A 19096-nucleotide genomic window follows, 5' to 3' on the forward strand; every position below is an offset into this window, starting at 1 on the left:
TTCGCAACATATTGTTAGTAATAATATTTCTCTAAAGCACATCGGCAAAGATTGAATGCTATTTTAAAAAAGATATCAATGAATTTAACTATATCAGAAAAATTATCATATTCAACTGTAAGAATAGAATGCAAATTTAACGAGGGAATTGTTGGTACAGGAACAGGTTTCTTTTTTAATTTTTTAGAAAACAAAGAAACTCGAGAACACGTACCTGTAATAATTACAAATAAACATGTGATAAATGGTGCATTAAGGGGTAAAATAATTTTCACTAAATCAAATGAAAACAACTCGCCTTTAGATACCGAACATTTAAGCATAGATATTGATAATTTTGGGAAATCATGGATTTATCATGATGACAACGAGGTTGACCTTTGTGTTCTTCCAATCGCAAATATTTTACTTCATTTCCATTCTCGAAATGAAAAGATATTTTACATCCCTTTAAACAAAGAACTAATTCCTTCAAAAGATGTAATTGATGATATGACAGCACTTGAAGAAATATTAATGATAGGATATCCTAACGGCATTTGGGATACATATAATAATAAACCTATATTAAGACGAGGAATAACTGCTACTCATCCTAAATTTGATTATTGCGGACGTAAAGAAATTATGATAGATGCAGCCTGTTTTCCCGGTTCAAGCGGGTCTCCAGTATTTATTTTAAATGAAGGAGTTTACAAAACTAAAAACACTCCTCTTTCTGCTGGAAATAGGATTATATTTCTGGGTGTTCTTTATGCTGGACCTCAGCATAATGCAAAAGGAGAAATAGAAATAGTTGATGTTCCAACTGTTCAAAAACAAATTACAATATCGAGAATACCAAATAATTTAGGTCTAATAATAAAAAGTGAAAGAATATTAGAATTAGAAACTAAAATTTTGAAAATTAAAAATGGTAAATTGTGAGTAGCCAGCTCCCCTAAGACTTCTTTGATAGCAAGATGCTCTGCAAATACCAGTGACTCCGTTAGCCATCAGTATATACCGTATTACTTTTAAAAAATGAAAGTTACTTATTTTATAAATTTAGGGATCGAAATCCATTCTGAAAAAATTTTTTGGATCGAATCTCGTCAAAATGTAAGAGCTAAACTTAAACAAAGTCATAAGGAGGATGACAAAGAGTTTGATAACTCTGATTTTTTTGATGGAGATACATCTTTCAATATAATTCAAAAAAGAGATATTTATCAAGACTTTCAAAATGAGGAAAATTTGTTTTTCTTTAATTATGACGAAGAAAACAAACTTAGCGAAATAGAATTTCACATGGGAATTGAATTAACTATTGGAAATACGAAAATCGCAATAGGAGAAGACATAAATAGAGTAATTGAAAAATTGCAGTATCCATACTCTGAAAATGATGAGGGAAACTATTTTTTCAATGAACTAAAGTTAACTATGGCGAATGATGAATATATGGGTGGTGATGGAAACAGTTTGTCTTACATCTACTTAACTAAGGATGAATTAGAAAGCGAATAAAAACAACAATTAATTATGACCGATAAAGAAATATTAAATTTAATTGTAGAGCGAAATTATGTAGCGGTTGAAACTCTAATTCGAAATGGTTTTGATGTAAACAAACCAATCGATAATGGAACTTTGGGATTTGACACAACAGGAATTGAATGGAGTTCTTATGGAAATGACATAAGAATGATGGAACTATTTTGGAAAAATGGTGCTACAACCGAAAATGAGTTTATTAATGAACTAATTTTAGAATTTGAAAAAGGAAAAACTTATTTAGATTTTGAAAATGAAAACGAAAGTCTAAACGATTATATTGATTTGACGCAACACTTTTCTGTTACTCAATTAGAATTTCTTACCGGTAGTATTGTTAAAAACGAAGAAGAAAATTATTACACGCTATTTTTACCCCTTTCAAAATTTGTTCTTGATAACGAAATTGTTGACACTTCAATTCGATTAGATTTTATAGTATTACAAAATAATTTAGAAACCTACGTTGGAAAATCAATCCATTTTCCAATAAATCCAGTGGAAGGTTATATAGATGGTTCGGTTTGGATCAGAAATTCTCATAATCCGGTTGATGTAACTGAAATAAAAATTATAACTATTGAGAATGAAAAATTAACTGCTGAAATTACTATGTCTTTTGATTTTGAATTTGAGCAGATTGGTTTTAAAAATGAGAAAATAATAAAAAAAATAGAAGTAGAAATATTATAAAAAAAACGAACGTCTAATCGAGTAGACTGCCCTGCCAGAAACTGATAAGGAGAACCCCCCGGCTCACCGTAGTCTAATCATCAGCACGTCGCTCTTCGAATGTCTGTGACTTCGCAGCATATACTAATCAACTTCTCTAAAACCTAGCCTAAAAAAAGTATAAAAGTTTAAAACCTTACAGAATCGTGAAAAAAATAAGTATCGCACTACTATGCTTTATCAATTTGAGTTTTATGTCTATCGGGATGCACTATTCCATTGAAGCAAATGTAAAAACAAATTGCCAAGATAATTTTCCTTCAGGACTTTCGTTTTTCTTTGAGCAAGTGGGCGGTTACGGTGACAAAAGTATGGTTTCTCAAACGGAGAGCATTCTCGGTATTGATTTATCAACCTTTCAAGAATATGATTTTATTGACAATGAAGAACCCTCTGAAAAATATTGGAAAGACATCACACAATTTGAATCTGTCATTGACGCGTTCATTTCAAAAATTGAAGCAAACCCGACGTATTATCAAAAAGTAAAATACAATCCAATAATACTTGGACCTGCGTTCTCAACAGATTTAACTGAGATGAAAAAAATACAACAAAAGCGAGAAGAATATGAAAATCATCCGATGTATGGTTACCCTAACGACGATGAGTATTTAAGTTCAAATGCTATTCTGAACGATTTAGAAACGTTAAAAAAAATACTGAAATGTTATAAAGACAACGGAGCGACTAAAATAAAACTGAGTTATGATTAAATTATCTTAATTTTGAATACCTTAAAAAAAAACTAATGTCCAGAATATTTTTTGTTTTGATTGTGAGTAGTATAGTTCTGACATCTTGTGCAAATAAAATGTCAGGACAAGACACTATAGATCATCTATCAAATGAAATGTGCCAATGTATTGAATTGGCCGGATATAAAAATGCCAGCGAAATTGAACCCTGCTATGAAGAACTATTTAACAAAAATGGTAACCTCACCAAAGAATATTATCAAACGAAGAAGTTAAGCGATGCACAAATATTTGAACTTAAAAATAAGGTTGCAGCAAAAATGCTGTATAGCTGTGCATACATTAAAAATAACTTTCCTACGGGACTTGTCAGTAAAAAAGTGCCAAAAAAATTAAATCTGAATTGTGAAAATTTGAAAGTTGGAAAATTTTATTATCTAACGCAACGACCTGATTCGAAAATTCAAGACACAACGTTTGTAACGATTTCGAAAGATGAATATTTTGAAAAGATGAGAAATAACACAACTTATTCGCGGTTAAAAATAGTGTGGAAAGAAAATTGTAAATATGATTTAATTTTTCAAGAAAGTGATGATCCATTGAAAAAAGAAATGTTTCAGAAAGGACAAGTATTTAAGTACGAAATTATAAATGAGGATGAAGAATCTATTTTTGTTGAAATGGAATGGGAGGGTCAAATTTATCTGGGGCAAATGTTTAAAATTAGGTAACAATTTTTTTTACTGAATTTGTTGTTGTTGAGCTGAAATGCTTAGTGTAAGCTCGAAATGGTTGCTCGAAATCTAAATTATACCACGATGTTCTGTCCCGTATAAATTTAAGATAAAAAAGTAGGAATCGATATATTTTGTTGCGTATACAATTTACTGACAATTCCAAGAAAATACATAAAATGAAAATGACATTAGGAATCATCATATCAATCGTTGTGATCGTTATAACAGGACTACGTCTTTTTAAATCGGACGGAAAATCAAAACCAATTCAAGAAAAAGTAACTGTTCACAAAAAAAATGAGGCTGAAAAGTTTGTAAACCAGCTTGACCAATATGGCTATTTCAAGTATGCTGAAAAATCAAATCGTGCTATTTTAAAAGACGCTTTCATCCAAGAGTTTGACCCAAATTCTGAACTGATAAGTAGTTGGGACGACGATACTAATTTGCCCAAAGACTTTCGATATTATTTTTGTGATGGTGAAGAAATCTTCGAACAAGGCGGAATAATTGGACTTTTAAAGGATTTGAAACCGGTGTTTGAAAAAATGAATTTTAAATGTGAAGTGACCAACCACTCCGAAGAATGGGATGATAAAAATAAATGGCTTAATCATAAGATAACGATTAATGGAAATGAATATCATATTTTCAAGAACTTTACCGAATATGGTTGGGGCGAGGCTCCATTTAGAATGGCACAAATTCTAAATATTGAATTACATAAACAAAAAATAGACGAACAAATTTACCTCGTGAATGGAGGAAATGACGGCAGACTTGTTATATTAACTAAGCCTCAATATGATTTAATTTACAAAACCTATAACGACGAAAATTGGAAGCCTTTAGAAATAAATGAATGGGCAAAAGTATTCAAAATTGACATTAAAAAATTTGATTATTGGAATGAATAAAGATTGGTGTTCTCCAGTGTCGATTACTAGCTAGACAAGACTTCGAAGCAAATTATCTTTCCATTTTCAACAAGTGATTTTTCAAAATCAAAACAAACTAGTTTTAAATTAGAGGAAAAAACTATATTTGGGTTTGGTTAACACGAGGGGAACTTTCATTATACCGCTAAAAGGAGGTGTATCTTCAAATGTTTTTAGATTAGGGACTTGTTGGCGATAATTTTACAATCGAAGGGAGAGTTCAATAACATAAATTTAAAACATCCAGTATGGAAAATACTTCAATGACCATTGAAAAATTTTGGAGTACAATTGAAAATGCCAAATTAAAATCAAGAGGAAATCTTGATGCGTTTACAAAGATAATGAGTGAGGAATTATCGATTTGGTCTTATTCAGATTTATACCATTTTCAAACAATTTACGAAGTATATGAAACAGCTGTTATCTTACATGCAAATAATTTAATTTGGTCAGCTTTAATACTAATTAATAAAGGATATTGTACTAACACTTATGGATTTGCAGGTTGGTTAATTTCGAATGGAAAAGAAACTTATTTGAATACGTTGAAAAATGCTGATTATTTAGCAAAAACTGATGCTAAAAAAGATAAATGTAATTTTGAAGGAATACGCTTTATGGCAATTCGGTTAGCAAAAATAAAAATGAAAGGAAAAATAAAACAAACCATTGCAGATTTAAATAAAGAATATGAAATAGCACCTTTCAAAAATATATTTGAATCTATAAAATCAGAAATTAAATACGGAAATCTTAATAGAAATAGAGATTGGACGTTAAAAGAAATGCAACCATTTTTGCCAGAACTGTACAAAAAACATATTGAATTGAAGAAGTTTTGGAAAATTTTCTAAAAAACTACTAGTAACAGTCGTAACCGTTGCTCAAATCGCCATCTGGACATGGCTTCGCTGCAATTTACCATTCCATTTTAAACAAGTGATTTTTCAAAATCAAAACTAACCATTTTCAAATCAAAGTAAAAAAGGATATATTTGAGTTTGGTTAATATAAGTTAACTATCCAAATCAAGTATAAATACGAATATTTTCAGCGTTTAGGGACAAGTTGTAGCCAATTTAAAAATCACGATTATGAAGAAAATTGCGAAGATTGTTTTAGTTAGTTTCAGTTTACTTATTTTTATAATGGCTGTCTTAATTTTTAGACCTGTACCCATCGTATCTGAAGATAAAGCTATATCGGAAAGCGGAATTGTAAAGGAGATTTATAGTAATAAAGGAAATGATGTTATTTTCGTCATGGAAAATACTGAACGTAGATTTTACATTAATAGAGGATTGGAAAATGGATTAGAATTAAACAATCTGAAAGAAAAATTAATCGGAAATGCAATCGTCGTGAAATATCCGAACTATTGGACACCACTCGACTGGAATAATAGTGTTATACATATTTCTAAAGTTGAATTTAATGATGAAATACTATTTAACGAACTAAAAAAATAACCACACGTAGCAGCATCTGTTTGAAACTTTATGAAACGTTAGCAAAAATGAAACACAAAATTCTAAACTCTATAACTCTACTTATACTAGTACTTTGCTCCTATTGTAATGCTCAAACGTCTAGTTTTATTGTTACAAATTCTTTGGACACCATTTCTGTCGATAAAGTTAGTGTAACTGACCATAACGTAAAAACGGTGATAAACGGCAAAAAAAATAAATATAACACAGATGAAATAATCAGTTATTACATTTCAAAAGAAAATAAACATTATGAAAGAGTAAAAAATCCTCAGGCAGATAAACTTAAAGCGAAGCAAATAGATCGATATGATTATCGAGCATTAGAAACGGCACACATAGACGATTATGAAAAAAGAATTGAGTATAAATTTTTTCATCGATTAACTGATGGAAAAGTAAAACTATTTAAAAAAGTTGTTACACTACCTGCTAGTGGAGATGCTTACCATGGTAATTTTCAAAGTTCTTATGATGATGTAACGTATTATATTTCAATTTACGATTCAAAATTAGAATTAATCAACGAAAGACAAGGATTAGAATTGACAGAAGAATTATATGAATTATTAAAAGTATATTTATATGGTAATGATGAAATTGGAAATAAATTAGAAAAATTATTTTTATCAAAACCTAAAGCTAATAAAGAGCAGATAATTAATCTGATTAATGAATATAATAGTTGGGTTGAAATTAAAGAATAGCAATTGGTAAACCATTTAATTCTAAAGCCACCAGATAACTATTTTTTTAAACAAATAAAACGACACTTTACAAATGAAAATAATGAGATTACTTTATATGTTTTTAGCTGGTTTTATGCTTTTTACATCTTGCTCAAATAATAATGACGATAGTAATAACGATATCATCATCGGGAAATGGAGAACGATTGAACATTATGAATCTGATGAGCCTCAAGAAATTCTACCTTGTACATTAGAATATTACAAAGAATTTAGAGCAAACAGAACTGCTACCGGATTTGGACTGCCATCGGGGAGTTTTTACGACCCATGCAACCTCATCTATTTAGATACAGGAGTTATTTGGACTAATTTAGGCGAAAACAATTATAAATTTACCTTGCCTAATGGAATAGAATATATCAGTAAAATATATAAAGTGGGTGAAAATTTAGTTGAAGAATATCCTAATGGAATTACCAAATTAGTTTATGAACCTTACTGAAAAACTAGCTCACAGCTTGGCAAAGAGTTCTTAGAACACTCATCAATTCCGATAGCAATGGGCACCGACTTCATTAAAAAAATTTAAAATGAAAAATATCATATTTCTATTTCTTCTACTCTTCATATTTTTATCATGTGGAACGATGGAAAAAAATGATCGGATGGCAAGAAGAAATGACTTTTTCAATCGATTCTCCAAAACTGAATTAAAGGCTACAAAGAACTGGAAAATGGGAGATGATATTTTGATTTTACGAAAAAATAAAACATTTCGATACTATTCAAAAGTTATCGGATTGGTTAATTCCGGATATTATTCAGGAAAATTTAAAAACATAAACGATACACTATTTGTATTCGAATTTCATAAAGATTATAAACCGTCATTTTTTATCAATGACACTTTGGTACTTTCCCTAAAGGAAGATTTTCAAATTTTGAAAAATGATACATCTGATTATTTAGTAATTGTTGAAAATAAATTGAAATGAAAACCAGCTTCGCAAAGAGTTCTTAGAACGCTCCGCAAATGTCTCCCTACTTCGCGGATTCTTATTTTTAGGTAAACTCCTAAAACCCCCTAAAACTGAAAATAAATAAACGGTTGCGGTCCTGCAGAAGCCGTGGCATACACAATCCAATATACAAAAGCCAACACAACGGCTTTTCCAATTAATGGCGTAGCATCAAAACCTTTTTGAAGTAATTTAATAAAATTGGTAGGAAGAAAATGCCATACAAAACCAATGGCAATCAATAAAAACACATTTTGATATCCTTGAGCAATAATCATCCACTGGTTCGGATTAAAAGTAATCTCCCCAATATTTTTGATGATTTGAAACGCCGTTTGAAAGTCTTTTGCTCTAAAGAACAACCAACAAAACGCTACAAAATGAAACGTCAAGAAAATTTGAATCGTTCGCACGAAATAGTTTTTAGGTAACTTGATTAGTTTGCCAAAAAAACGTTCCACTACCAATGCCAATCCGTGCAAAACGCCCCAAAACACAAACTTCCAAGAAGCTCCGTGCCACAAACCGCCCAACAACATCGTTAGGAATAAATTGATATAAGTTCTAAATTTTCCGTTACGGTTTCCGCCCAACGAAATGTATAAATAATCACGTAACCAAGTGGAAAGAGAAATATGCCAACGTCGCCAAAACTCCGTCACAGAAGCGGATTTGTAAGGTGTTCTAAAATTCGGCGGCAACCAAAATCCCATCAGCAAAGCCAAACCAATTGCCATATCGGAATAACCCGAAAAGTCGCAGTAAATCTGAATCGCATATCCATACGAAGCCATTAAGTTTTCAAAGGCTGTGTAACTATTTGGAGCATCAAAAACACGATCTACAAAGTTGATAGAAATGTAATCGGATATCACGGCTTTCTTCAACAAACCACCAATAATCAAGAACAAAGCCGCATTAAATTCTTCTTTCGTAAGATTTAATCGTTTATATATCTGCGGAATAAAATCGCTTGCACGAACAATCGGTCCCGCCACCAATTGCGGAAAAAAGGAAACAAAAAACAAAAAGTCCATAAAACTTTTGGTGGGTTCAAGCTCTTTTCGGTACACGTCAATCGTGTAACTTAACGTTTGAAAAGTGTAAAACGAAATTCCAACCGGAAGAATAATATCTTGAAATTCAAAATTTCTATCAAAAAGTAAATTAGTATTATCAATAAAGAAATTGGTGTATTTAAAATAACCCAACAATCCTAAATTCACCACTAAACTTACGATTAAGTAGAACTTACGATAAAATTTATTCTCTTCATCATAAATTAACTTAGCAATTGCATAATCCAACACCGATGAAAAAATAATCAGTAAAAAGAAAATGCCACTTGATTTATAATAGAAGAAAAGCGAAAATGCCACCACATACGCTATCCTTAGCCGATGTGTTTTTTGAGTAAGAATATAAAAGAAATAAAAGATAAGGAACAATCCCAAAAACAACGCACTGTTGAACAACAATGGCTTTTGCGGGTCAAAAACAAACCAACTCTGCACCTGCTCCCAAGTGACATTTCCAATGTTCTGATCAATCCATTGATTGAAATTAAAAAGCGGTATCACTTGCCTGTTTCGGTGTTATAATTTTGAAAAGCTTGTAAAAAAGCTTCGGTTAACAATTGTCCTTGTTTTTCGTAACCTGCTTTGGTATAATGCACTTTATCGCCACCAATCAAACCATCTTTTGCATTTTGATTGATGCCGAAAAGTCCTCCAAAATTGGTAAACATATCCCAAACAGCGTAATTTCTCACTTCTGCTTCTGCCATAATTTGTTTGGTATAATCGGCTACAAATGTATTGGGAAATTTTCGTTTAAATTGCGATGGCGGCGGTGTTGTAATCAAAAAGGTAACCCAAGGATTTTTGGCTACAATGGCTTCCATCATCAGATTGAGCTGCAAGAAATAATCGGCTGTCACCAATTTATCGAAACTTTCATTGGTACCTAATGAGATAATTACCAAATCGGGATTTAATGTTTTAATCTGCTCAAAAAACAGTGGAAACTTGTTGTAATCCGAACATTTTGCTCCGTTTACACCGATGGTATGATAAATAATTCCGGGGTTATTATTTTCCAAAACCAATCCGTTTAACGCAAAATCGGTTTGTTCAAGGGCAGGAATCAAATAAATTTTATGTAAAAGCGAATCTGATTCATACGAATGAAAACCCTCTTCCCTTTTTGTTTCCAGTGGAATAAATTCGGAACGTTCCACTACTCTTTTTTCCATTTGATTGGATGGAATTTTCAATGTTTTTCCCGCTCTGATGTTATTGTTTTTTAATCCGTTTGCCGATTTGATGGATTTAATCGTAACATCATATTTATCTGCGATAACCGATAAACTCTCGCCATTTCGAATTTTATGCACGATATTTTTAGGAATATCCGATTCTAATTTGATGATTTTGGAAGCCAACGCCACTTCAAACATTTTTTGATTGTTTGGCGTTAGTATTTTTAGTTTGGAGAAACCGCTTTCTTTGGTTTTTACATTCATTTCAATGGCGAAATCTTTGTTTTTGGTAAACAAGGCAAAACCGCTTAACCCAACAGGATTGCCATTATCTGCATAAATGTTTCGCTGACTTTCCCACGATTCATTCGATGAAAATCGAATATCACTCGGTCCGTTTGTTTTGGCTAAACTATACGGAAAAACAAATCCGCGACCGCCATCACCAAAATTTTGTTGTAAGTTTTGACGAAATTTTCCTGAGAAAAAATCGGCTTGAATATGCGAATCACCAATGTGAACGATATTTATTTTTCCACTTTTATCGGCTTGGATTTTTTTAATCTTTTCGAAGATGGGATGTAATGCTTTTTGGTTTGTAATTTCGTTTACAGCAATAACAACCTGAGTCGTATCAACTTCAACATACAACGAATCCGTTTGAGCAGAAACGCTCAAATTCATTAGAAAAACAAAAAGAAAGCAAAGAGATTTATTGAGCATTAGCCGTTGTCGTTTTAGATGAAACGGAATCTACAGCCGCTTTATTGGGTGTTATTTTTCTGTTTTTTCGCATTTCTTTGTATTGAGCATAACCTGTTTGAATTTGCTGATACAACAAGCCTGCCACTTTTTGTGCTCCTTTGTAATTAAAATGCGTATAATCTTTGGCTGCTAAGGCCGGAACTTCTTCTTCCACCCATTTGGTCATTGAGCCGTCTCCGCCCATGGCTTCAAATAAATTGAAATAACCTGCTTTTGATTGCACGGCATATTTTCGTTGAGCCAATGTTAATGGAACAACAGCCGAATCGGTTTTCATTTCCAAATCATATTTCGTGGCTTTGTCTGCGGTAGAAATTACCAAAACGGTTACACCCGGAAAACATGCTTTTAGATGATTGACCACACGAGTCATGCTTTTTTCGTACCAATCATAATTATACGAACCGTAATTCAACACATTGGTTCCGTAATGCAAAATGATTAAATCATAATCAAATCGTTCTTGAAACTGGTTCATCAACTTCACATTAAATGTTGAAATAGGTAAACCTGAATTTCCTCGATTGGAAAAATTATCCACGTGAACGCCTTTCCCATCATCAAAATTAAATCCGTAAATCGGAATAGAATCAGCTACATTAAACGAAGCTTTAAAACTTTTTACAGCCGAATTTGAAATAGCCAACGTGTTGAGCAATTTGTCCGGACTTAGTTTTTTTATAATGGTATCTTTTCCAATTTTTACAATGAGTTCCCCTTCTTGGTTGTCTGAATTTCCATAAAACAACGTTGGATTATTTAGTTGAGAAGTATGCACGCCGTGACCTGCCTTGTATTGCACCCAAGGATTTGAGAGCGTGTCATTCGCAAAAAACACATGTCCGTTTACACCAAAAGGTTTCAACGGACGTTTCACGTTGAGATACGATTGGGTTTTCCAATTGCCGGAATATTGATGTGAAATAGAGCTTCTTGAGCCTGCCGATTCGGAAGTTATGGAAACAAACCCGACTCCTTTTCCGCCGTATTGTGATTGAAGTGAATTTCTAAAATCTTGCACAATTAAATCGCCATCGGTCATGGAATCACCAAAATAAGCAATTCGAATATCGCCTTTTTGTTCGGTTTCTAATAAATATAGTTTTTCGAAGAACGGAATTAAAAACTGAAAACCTTTGTATTGTTCGTATTCTTCGGGTGGAAAAGTGATTCCGTCGATTTGTTCGAAAACAATTTTTTTTCTGCGGAAAGTATCCACACCTTTTTCAGCTTTGTCTTCTTTTTCGCCTAAAGCAACTGCTTCCAATAAAATACTATCTACTACAACATTTTTAGCCGATGGTTTTGCCTCAGAAAAAATACGTTTAGGCAATACCTCTTTGAAAAAAAGAAAGCATACGGCAGAAATAGAAATCACTGCCAATGTTTGGAAAAAGTAAGAAATTTTGTTGCCCACAGCTACCTAAAAATAAAGTGCAAATGTATTAAATTCAATTCTAAAAAAACCAAAAAAGACAGCCTATATTTGACTGTCTTTTTATATGAAAATTTACGATTTTTTACATGCGTTCCGGCACTTCAATTCCTAATAATGAAAAGGCCGATTTTATGGTTTCACCTACTTTTTTTGACAATTGAACTCTGAATTTTTTCAGGTTTTCATTGGTTTCCGGTAAAATGGGCACCGCTTGATAAAACGAATTATATTCTTTCACCAATTCATACGTATAATTAGCCACCAAAGCCGGACTATAGGATTGAGCTGCATTTTGAATGAGTTCCGGATACGATTCCAACACTTTTATCAATTCCTTTTCTTTTGGATGTAACGAAATTTCGTTTACTTCTGCGGAAAAATCGAAGTTGGCTTTTCGTAAAATCGATTGAATTCGAGCATACGTATATTGAATAAACGGACCGGTGTTTCCTGCAAAATCAACAGATTCTTCAGGATTAAAAAGCATTGATTTTTTCGGATCTACTTTCAACATAAAATATTTTAAAGCTCCTAATCCGATGATTTTATACAAACGTTGTTTTTCTTCATCTGAATAGCCGTCTAATTTTCCTAATTCTTGAGAAATTTTTGCGGCGGTTTCGGTCATTTCCACCATTAAATCGTCGGCATCTACTACAGTTCCTTCTCGAGATTTCATTTTTCCGGACGGCAATTCTACCATTCCATACGACAAATGATATAAATTTTCTGCCCAATCAAAACCAAGTTTTTTCAGGATAAGAAATAGCACTTTAAAGTGATAATCTTGTTCGTTACCAACAGTGTACACCATTCCGCCCACATCCGGAAAATCTTTTACACGTTGAATGGCAGTTCCGATATCTTGCGTCATGTATACTGCTGTTCCGTCTGAACGAAGCACGATTTTTCGATCTAAGCCATCTTCGGTTAAATCAATCCAAACTGAACCATCGGGATCTTTTTCAAAAATTCCTTTATCCAAACCTAATTGAACGACTTCTTTTCCTAATAAATACGTATTTGATTCGTAATAATAACTATCAAAATCGACTCCTAAGCTTTTATACGTTTGATTAAAACCGTCGTACACCCAATTGTTCATGGTTTTCCAAAGTTCGATGACTTCGGGTTTACCGGCTTCCCAATCGAGGAGCATTTGTTGGGCTTCTTGAATAATTGGAGCATTTTTCTTTGCTTCGTCTTCTGTTTGACCTTTTCCGATTAATTCATTAATTTCGGATTTGTATTGTTTATCAAATGCTACATAATAATTCCCTACCAATTTATCCCCTTTTAAACCAGTTGACTCAGGCGTTTGTCCATTTCCGAACATTTGCCAAGCCAGCATCGATTTGCAAATATGAATTCCGCGATCATTAATGATTTGAGTTTTATAGACTTTTTTACCGGACGCTTTGATAATTTCGGCTACTGAAAATCCTAATAAATTATTTCGAATGTGCCCTAAATGCAAGGGTTTGTTTGTGTTTGGCGAAGAATATTCAACCATCACAGCCTTTTCAGAATTGTTTTGTTGAACAAATCCGAAAGAGGCATCATTTTTTATCGATGAAAAGAAATTGATGAAATAATCATCTGAAATGACAATATTTAAAAAACCGGAAACTACGTTGAATTTTTCTACAATAGCAACATTTTCAACTAAATACGTTCCAATTTTGTTGCCGATTTCTGCCGGATTTCCTTTAATCAATTTCAGTAAAGGAAAAATAACCACGGTAATATCGCCTTCAAAATCCCTACGGGTTGCCTGAAATTCAATCTTTTCGACGGTTATTTCAAACACATTTAAAACAGCCTGTTTAATTGGCTCGTTAAGGATTTTTGCAACGTTCATGATTACTTATTTTTAAGGGTGCAAAGATATAGAAAAGTAAAAAATAGGCAACTTAAAAGCATTTCAAAGTTTAGAAATTATGATTTTATGTAACAATTTGATACTAAACGAAATCACATTGCAAAATCACGGACACAATATCGTAAGAATTATCACTTTTATTTCGTTAAATCGTGCATTTCGTCGACTTTATTTGCATTTAATCGATGAGTATTACTTTATTTGCAGTGTCAAAATTCAATTAATTCAAGTTCACCCAAATTTAAAAACATGAAAACGAAATTACTTTATTTGCTGTTGCTAATTCCATTAGTAGGTATTTCTCAATCCATTACTGTAAACACAACGACTTACACAGTTCCAGAACTAGTAACAAATGTTCTTGTAAACTCACCTTGTCTGTCTGTAAATGATATCAATTGGAGCACGGGTACAAATTATGGTTCATCAAATGGAATTGGTTATTTTGAGAACACCAATCCGAACTTTCCGATGCAAAGAGGTGTTATTTTGAGTACAGGAAATGTTTTAAATGCACCCGGACCTAACAATACGATGTTGGATGATGGATTGAATACTTGGCCGGGAGATTCAGATTTGGAGGATATTTTAGCCAATGCAGGTATATCAATGACTTCAACAAACGCAACTGTTTTAGAATTTAATTTTACTGCATTATCGCCTTATTTTGATTTTGACTTTTTATTTGCTTCTGAAGAATATGGAAATTTCCAATGTCAATTTTCGGATGCATTTGCTTTTTTACTAACTAATTTAGAAACAGGAATTACGACCAATTTGGCTATTGTTCCCGGAACTCAGACGCCAATTTCTGTGGTAACAGTTAGGGATTTTCTTTACAACTCAGCATGTCAATCTGAAAATGCACAATATTTTGGTTCGTTTAATGGAGGAGCCAATTCAAATTTATCACCAATTAATTTTAACGGACAAACTGTTGTGATGAATGCTTCGGCTGTTCTTACACCAAATGTTCCTTATAAAATAAAACTAGTTATTGCAGACCGTATTGACCCACAGTCTGATTCTGCCATATTTTTATCTGCAAATACGTTTAATATTGGTCAGAACGTGTTGGGTGAAGATTTAACAGTATCCACAAACACTGCACTATGTAGTGGTGATGTTCATGTTTTAGACAGTGGTTTAGACTCGAACACTTACTCATTTGTATGGAAAAGAAATGGTGCTATTTTAGCCGGTGAAACAGGAAGCACCCTAACCGTTTCACAAGCAGGAACTTATGAATTAACATATACCAATATTACATTTCCTTGCCAAGTTGTAACAGATCAAGTACTTGTTCAATACAATCAACAACTTTTAATTGCTGATCCAATTGATTTAATGCGTTGTGATAGTGGAGCTGCCACTTATACTTATAATTTGGGATTAAATAACCCAGTTGTAACAGAAGGTATATCCGGAGGAACGACTGTTAGCTACTTTAATTCATTAAATAATGCACAAAACAATACCAGTCCATTACCGCTTATTTACACAAGTGCAGGAAATGAGACAATTTATGTTAGAGTTCAAAAAAACAATTCCACTTGTTTTGCAATAAAACCTTTCAATTTACTATTAACAGCTCCCCCAGTTGCTCATCAACCATCTGATTTGTTAGGCTGTGCAATTGTTGAAGTGCCAACCCGAAGCCGATTTAGATTATCACTTCAAGACGATCAGATTTTAAATGGTCAATCTACAGATTTATACCAGATTTCTTATCACTCTTCAATGGAAAATGCTGTTGCAGGCAGTAATTCACTAAGCTCGAATTTATACAATTCTGTTGAAAGAATTATTTATGCACGTGTTCAAAGCATCACAGATTCTGACTGTTACAGTATTGTATCGTTCACAATATTAGTAGCTCCGTTACCATTGGTTGATTATAAAGAAGATGTTATTGTTTGTGATTATTATATTCTTCCCGATTTGGTTCATGGAAAATATTATACTGGTTCAAACGGAACAGGAACTCAAAAATTTCCTGGGGATATTATTGATGAAACACAACGAATTTATATCTTCAATTTAGGTGAGAACTTACCATTTTGCCCTAATGAGTCTAGTTTTTTAGTTACAATTATCAAACCGGAAGACATTAGTACAACTAGTAATCAATTTTGTAATTCATATACTATTCCAAATTCAGAAATTGGGGGCTATTTTACAGGACCTGGCGGTTCAGGAGTTGAACTAGTTGGCGGAAGCCAAATTACAACATCACAAGTAATTTATTTTTACTTTGTTTCACCAGAACCACCTTATTGTGTTTTAGATCTTCCGATTGGGTTAACAATTCTTCCCACTCCAACAGTTGACACATTACCAAATGTTTTTGACTGTACTTCATTTACTTTGCCTTCTATAGCTAATGGAGACTATTTTGATGGTCCTAACGGAACCGGCAATCAACTGTCTGTTGGAACTGTAATTACAGAAAGTAAAACGATTTATATTTATGCTGCCAATGATTTTTGTGAAAGTCAATCCAGCTTTTCAGTAGTTATTGGTTTGGATGCTCCAACGTCATCAATACAATGTGTTAGCTATACTTTACCTTCTCTCCCGATTGGTGGTTATTTTACAGAACCTAATGGAGGAGGACAGCAAATTCCGGTAGGTACAGTTATTAGTTCAACACAAACAATTTATGTGTATGCACCTAGTCAGTCTGCTCCAAACTGTACTGATAATTTGAATTTTACAGTAACAATATCCCTACCAACAATAGAAATTCCGGAAGTTGTTTCGGGTTGTGGCTCCTATATTTTACCTTCTATTCCGATTGGAAATTATTTTACCGGTCCAAACGGAACAGGGACTCCACTTGCTGTGGGCACTGAAATTACTCAGTCACAAAGAATTTATATCTACTTGAATAATGGTCAAGGATGTCAGAACTCTGTAAGTTTTAATGCATTAGTTCTTTCACCTCCTCAGATTGATTCAAGATCTGATATTGATGGTTGCAATAATTATGTTTTAACCAACTTAGCATTAGGAAACTATTATACCGGACCGAACGGAACGGGTACTATGCTTCAAGGAGGACATATTATTACTACATCACAAGTTATTTATATTTATGCTATAGAAAATGGTTGTTCTGCGGAAACGAGTTTCCAAATTAATGTTTTTGAAATCCAAGCTGACTCATTGCCAAATGTTCAAGTGTGCGATAGTTTTACTCTACCCGCTTTAACAACCGGAAATTTTTATTATACAGCTATTGATGGCCCTAATGGTTTTGGAACACAACTAACTCCGGGTACAGAAATTTCAACAACGCAAACAATTTTTATTTATAAAGAAAATCAAATTCGTCCCGCTTTTTCATGTATAGATCAATCTTCCTTTACAGTTACAGTTTATGAAACACCGGATGTATTGCCAATTGCTAATGTGAATGTTTGTAACTCATATGTTTTACCAACGCTTACTGTTGGAAACTATTTCACAGAACCAAATGGTGGTGGAACACAAATTGCCGGAGGAACAGAACTTACAACATCTCAAACTTTATATGTTTATGCAGAAACGGGTACAAATCCAAATTGTTTTGACCAAGAGAGTTTTGCTATTACAATTTTTAATGTAGATGATTTAGATGATGTTACTATTTGTTCAAGCTATGTTTTACCAACGTTAACAACCGGAAGATTTTATAACGGTCCGAACGGAACTGGCGGGCAATTGGCTTTTGGAAGTTCAATTACAGCTTCTCAAACAGTTTATATTTATGCTCAATCAGGATTTTCTCCTAATTGTTCTGATGAAACATCTTTTGAAGTAACCATCATCCCTACTCCGGTTGCAAATGCAGTTCCGGCTGTAAATAGAACAGTTTGTGATGAAGATGGAACAAATGACGGCGTTACAAGTTTTGTTCTTAGTACTTTAAACACTATTGTTTTAGGAACTCAAACCGGAACAGAATTTACAGTTGACTATTATCCAACATTAGCTGATGCAACGGCAGGTACAAACGAAATAACTGATACAACATTGCAAACCGTTTATGTTCGAGTAAATAATACACTTGCCCCAGACTGTTTTGATTTACTTCCTATCACAATTATTGTCAATAAAATTCCGGAACCAACTCCGGTAGGTGGAATAGTTTGTGTTGAAAGTGAATCAGGAAACCTATTGAATCCGTTTACAATTGTTAGTGGTTTATCCTCTTCTACGCACACGTTCGAATGGTATTTAAATACTTCTTTGATTGATGGTGCAATAGGAAGCACACTCCAAGTTACAGCTCCCGGAATTTATAGTGTGATTGCAACCAGCAATGCGACAGGATGTTCTTCTGAACCAACTGAAGTTGAAGTTGTAGCCTCTGAACCAGCTGCAATTGATTTTACTGTAAGTATGGCGTTTAGCGACACAAATTCAATTACGATTAATGCTTCGGGTGTTGGCGGAAATTATGAATATTCGTTAGATGGTAGTCCATTTCAAGATAGCCCAACTTTTGATAATGTTTCCTCCGGAACACACATAGTTACTGTGAGAGACAAGAACGGTTGTGGTAGTGTAACAGATGAAGTGTTAGTAGTTAATTATCCTAAATTCTTCACACCAAACGGTGACGGATATAATGAAACTTGGAATATTACCGACCTAGACTCGCAATTAAATGCTGTGATATATATTTATGATCGTTACGGTAAGTTGCTTTCACAAATCTATCCTTCTAAAAATGGTTGGGATGGATTTTATAACAGCACCGCCATGCCTTCTTCTGACTACTGGTTTACAGTGACTTATGAAGAAAATAATCAAACCAAAGAGTTTAAATCTCACTTTTCATTAAAGAGATAGTTTTATATTGTTTTGTTGTTTAGAAAATTTGACCTTCCTCGTGAAGGTCATTTTTTTTGTTAAA

Annotated in this window: 16 protein-coding genes; 12 read left to right on the forward strand and 4 right to left on the reverse strand. The window is 33.2% G+C overall.

Annotation, left to right across the window (positions count from 1 at the left end):
• The first annotated feature begins 78 nt into the window (after positions 1 to 78).
• The 11 genes from AC23MC_RS13975 (at position 79) to AC23MC_RS14025 (ending at position 7824) form a co-directional block, all read left to right on the forward strand.
• Positions 79 to 927 carry a S1 family peptidase gene (locus AC23MC_RS13975; protein WP_487568966.1) on the forward strand — a complete coding sequence of 283 codons (849 nt, stop codon included), beginning with the start codon at positions 79 to 81 and terminating at the stop codon, positions 925 to 927.
• Positions 928 to 1023: 96 nt separating this feature from the next.
• Positions 1024 to 1509 carry a hypothetical protein gene (locus tag AC23MC_RS13980; RefSeq protein ID WP_487568967.1) on the forward strand — a complete coding sequence of 162 codons (486 nt, stop codon included), beginning with the start codon at positions 1024 to 1026 and terminating at the stop codon, positions 1507 to 1509.
• A 15-nt stretch (positions 1510 to 1524) separates the two neighbouring features.
• Entirely contained in the window at positions 1525 to 2229 is a 705-nt protein-coding gene (locus tag AC23MC_RS13985; protein ID WP_487568968.1) for a hypothetical protein, read from the forward strand.
• Positions 2230 to 2414: 185 nt separating this feature from the next.
• Positions 2415 to 2984: a hypothetical protein gene (locus tag AC23MC_RS13990; protein ID WP_487568969.1), complete on the forward strand. Its 570-nt coding sequence runs from the start codon at positions 2415 to 2417 to the stop codon at positions 2982 to 2984.
• Positions 2985 to 3019: 35 nt separating this feature from the next.
• The gene (locus tag AC23MC_RS13995; RefSeq protein ID WP_487568970.1) at positions 3020 to 3700 is read left to right on the forward strand and encodes a hypothetical protein; all 681 of its coding nucleotides are present in this window, start codon (positions 3020 to 3022) and stop codon (positions 3698 to 3700) included.
• 182 nt (positions 3701 to 3882) lie between these two features.
• Complete coding sequence (locus AC23MC_RS14000) at positions 3883 to 4623, forward strand: hypothetical protein (protein WP_487568971.1); 741 nt, start codon at positions 3883 to 3885, stop codon at positions 4621 to 4623.
• Positions 4624 to 4892: 269 nt separating this feature from the next.
• Complete coding sequence (locus AC23MC_RS14005; protein WP_487568972.1) at positions 4893 to 5501, forward strand: DUF4240 domain-containing protein; 609 nt, start codon at positions 4893 to 4895, stop codon at positions 5499 to 5501.
• A gap of 240 nt (positions 5502 to 5741) precedes the next feature.
• Positions 5742 to 6116 (forward strand): hypothetical protein, encoded by a 375-nt coding sequence (locus AC23MC_RS14010; protein WP_487568973.1) that lies wholly within the window; start codon positions 5742 to 5744, stop codon positions 6114 to 6116.
• A 47-nt stretch (positions 6117 to 6163) separates the two neighbouring features.
• Positions 6164 to 6844, forward strand: coding sequence for a hypothetical protein (locus AC23MC_RS14015; protein WP_487568974.1), 681 nt, complete (start codon positions 6164 to 6166; stop codon positions 6842 to 6844).
• An 82-nt stretch (positions 6845 to 6926) separates the two neighbouring features.
• Positions 6927 to 7331, forward strand: a complete 405-nt coding sequence (locus tag AC23MC_RS14020) for a hypothetical protein (protein WP_487570649.1) — start codon at positions 6927 to 6929, stop codon at positions 7329 to 7331.
• Positions 7332 to 7419: 88 nt separating this feature from the next.
• Complete coding sequence (locus AC23MC_RS14025; RefSeq protein WP_487568976.1) at positions 7420 to 7824, forward strand: hypothetical protein; 405 nt, start codon at positions 7420 to 7422, stop codon at positions 7822 to 7824.
• A gap of 89 nt (positions 7825 to 7913) precedes the next feature.
• On the opposite strand, the gene AC23MC_RS14030 is transcribed toward AC23MC_RS14025, so the two are convergent.
• From AC23MC_RS14030 to argS, 4 genes are all read right to left on the reverse strand, one after another.
• Positions 7914 to 9428 carry an MBOAT family O-acyltransferase gene (locus tag AC23MC_RS14030; RefSeq protein WP_487568977.1) on the reverse strand — a complete coding sequence of 505 codons (1515 nt, stop codon included), beginning with the start codon at positions 9426 to 9428 and terminating at the stop codon, positions 7914 to 7916.
• A complete protein-coding gene (locus AC23MC_RS14035; RefSeq protein WP_487568978.1) occupies positions 9425 to 10831 on the reverse strand; it encodes a LysM peptidoglycan-binding domain-containing protein in 1407 nt (468 codons plus the stop codon). The genes AC23MC_RS14030 and AC23MC_RS14035 overlap by 4 nt, the downstream gene beginning before the upstream one ends.
• The gene (locus AC23MC_RS14040; protein WP_487568987.1) at positions 10821 to 12251 is read right to left on the reverse strand and encodes an SGNH/GDSL hydrolase family protein; all 1431 of its coding nucleotides are present in this window, start codon (positions 12249 to 12251) and stop codon (positions 10821 to 10823) included. The genes AC23MC_RS14035 and AC23MC_RS14040 overlap by 11 nt, the downstream gene beginning before the upstream one ends.
• Before the next feature lie 142 nt (positions 12252 to 12393).
• Positions 12394 to 14172, reverse strand: a complete 1779-nt coding sequence (gene argS / locus AC23MC_RS14045) for an arginine--tRNA ligase (protein WP_487568979.1) — start codon at positions 14170 to 14172, stop codon at positions 12394 to 12396.
• A gap of 270 nt (positions 14173 to 14442) precedes the next feature.
• Here argS and AC23MC_RS14050 point away from each other — a divergent pair, with 270 nt between their 5' ends.
• The gene (locus tag AC23MC_RS14050) at positions 14443 to 19032 is read left to right on the forward strand and encodes a T9SS type B sorting domain-containing protein (RefSeq protein WP_487568980.1); all 4590 of its coding nucleotides are present in this window, start codon (positions 14443 to 14445) and stop codon (positions 19030 to 19032) included.
• The last annotated feature ends 64 nt before the right edge of the window (positions 19033 to 19096 follow it).

The sequence above is a fragment of the Flavobacterium sp. T50_26 genome, from assembly GCF_057652995.1.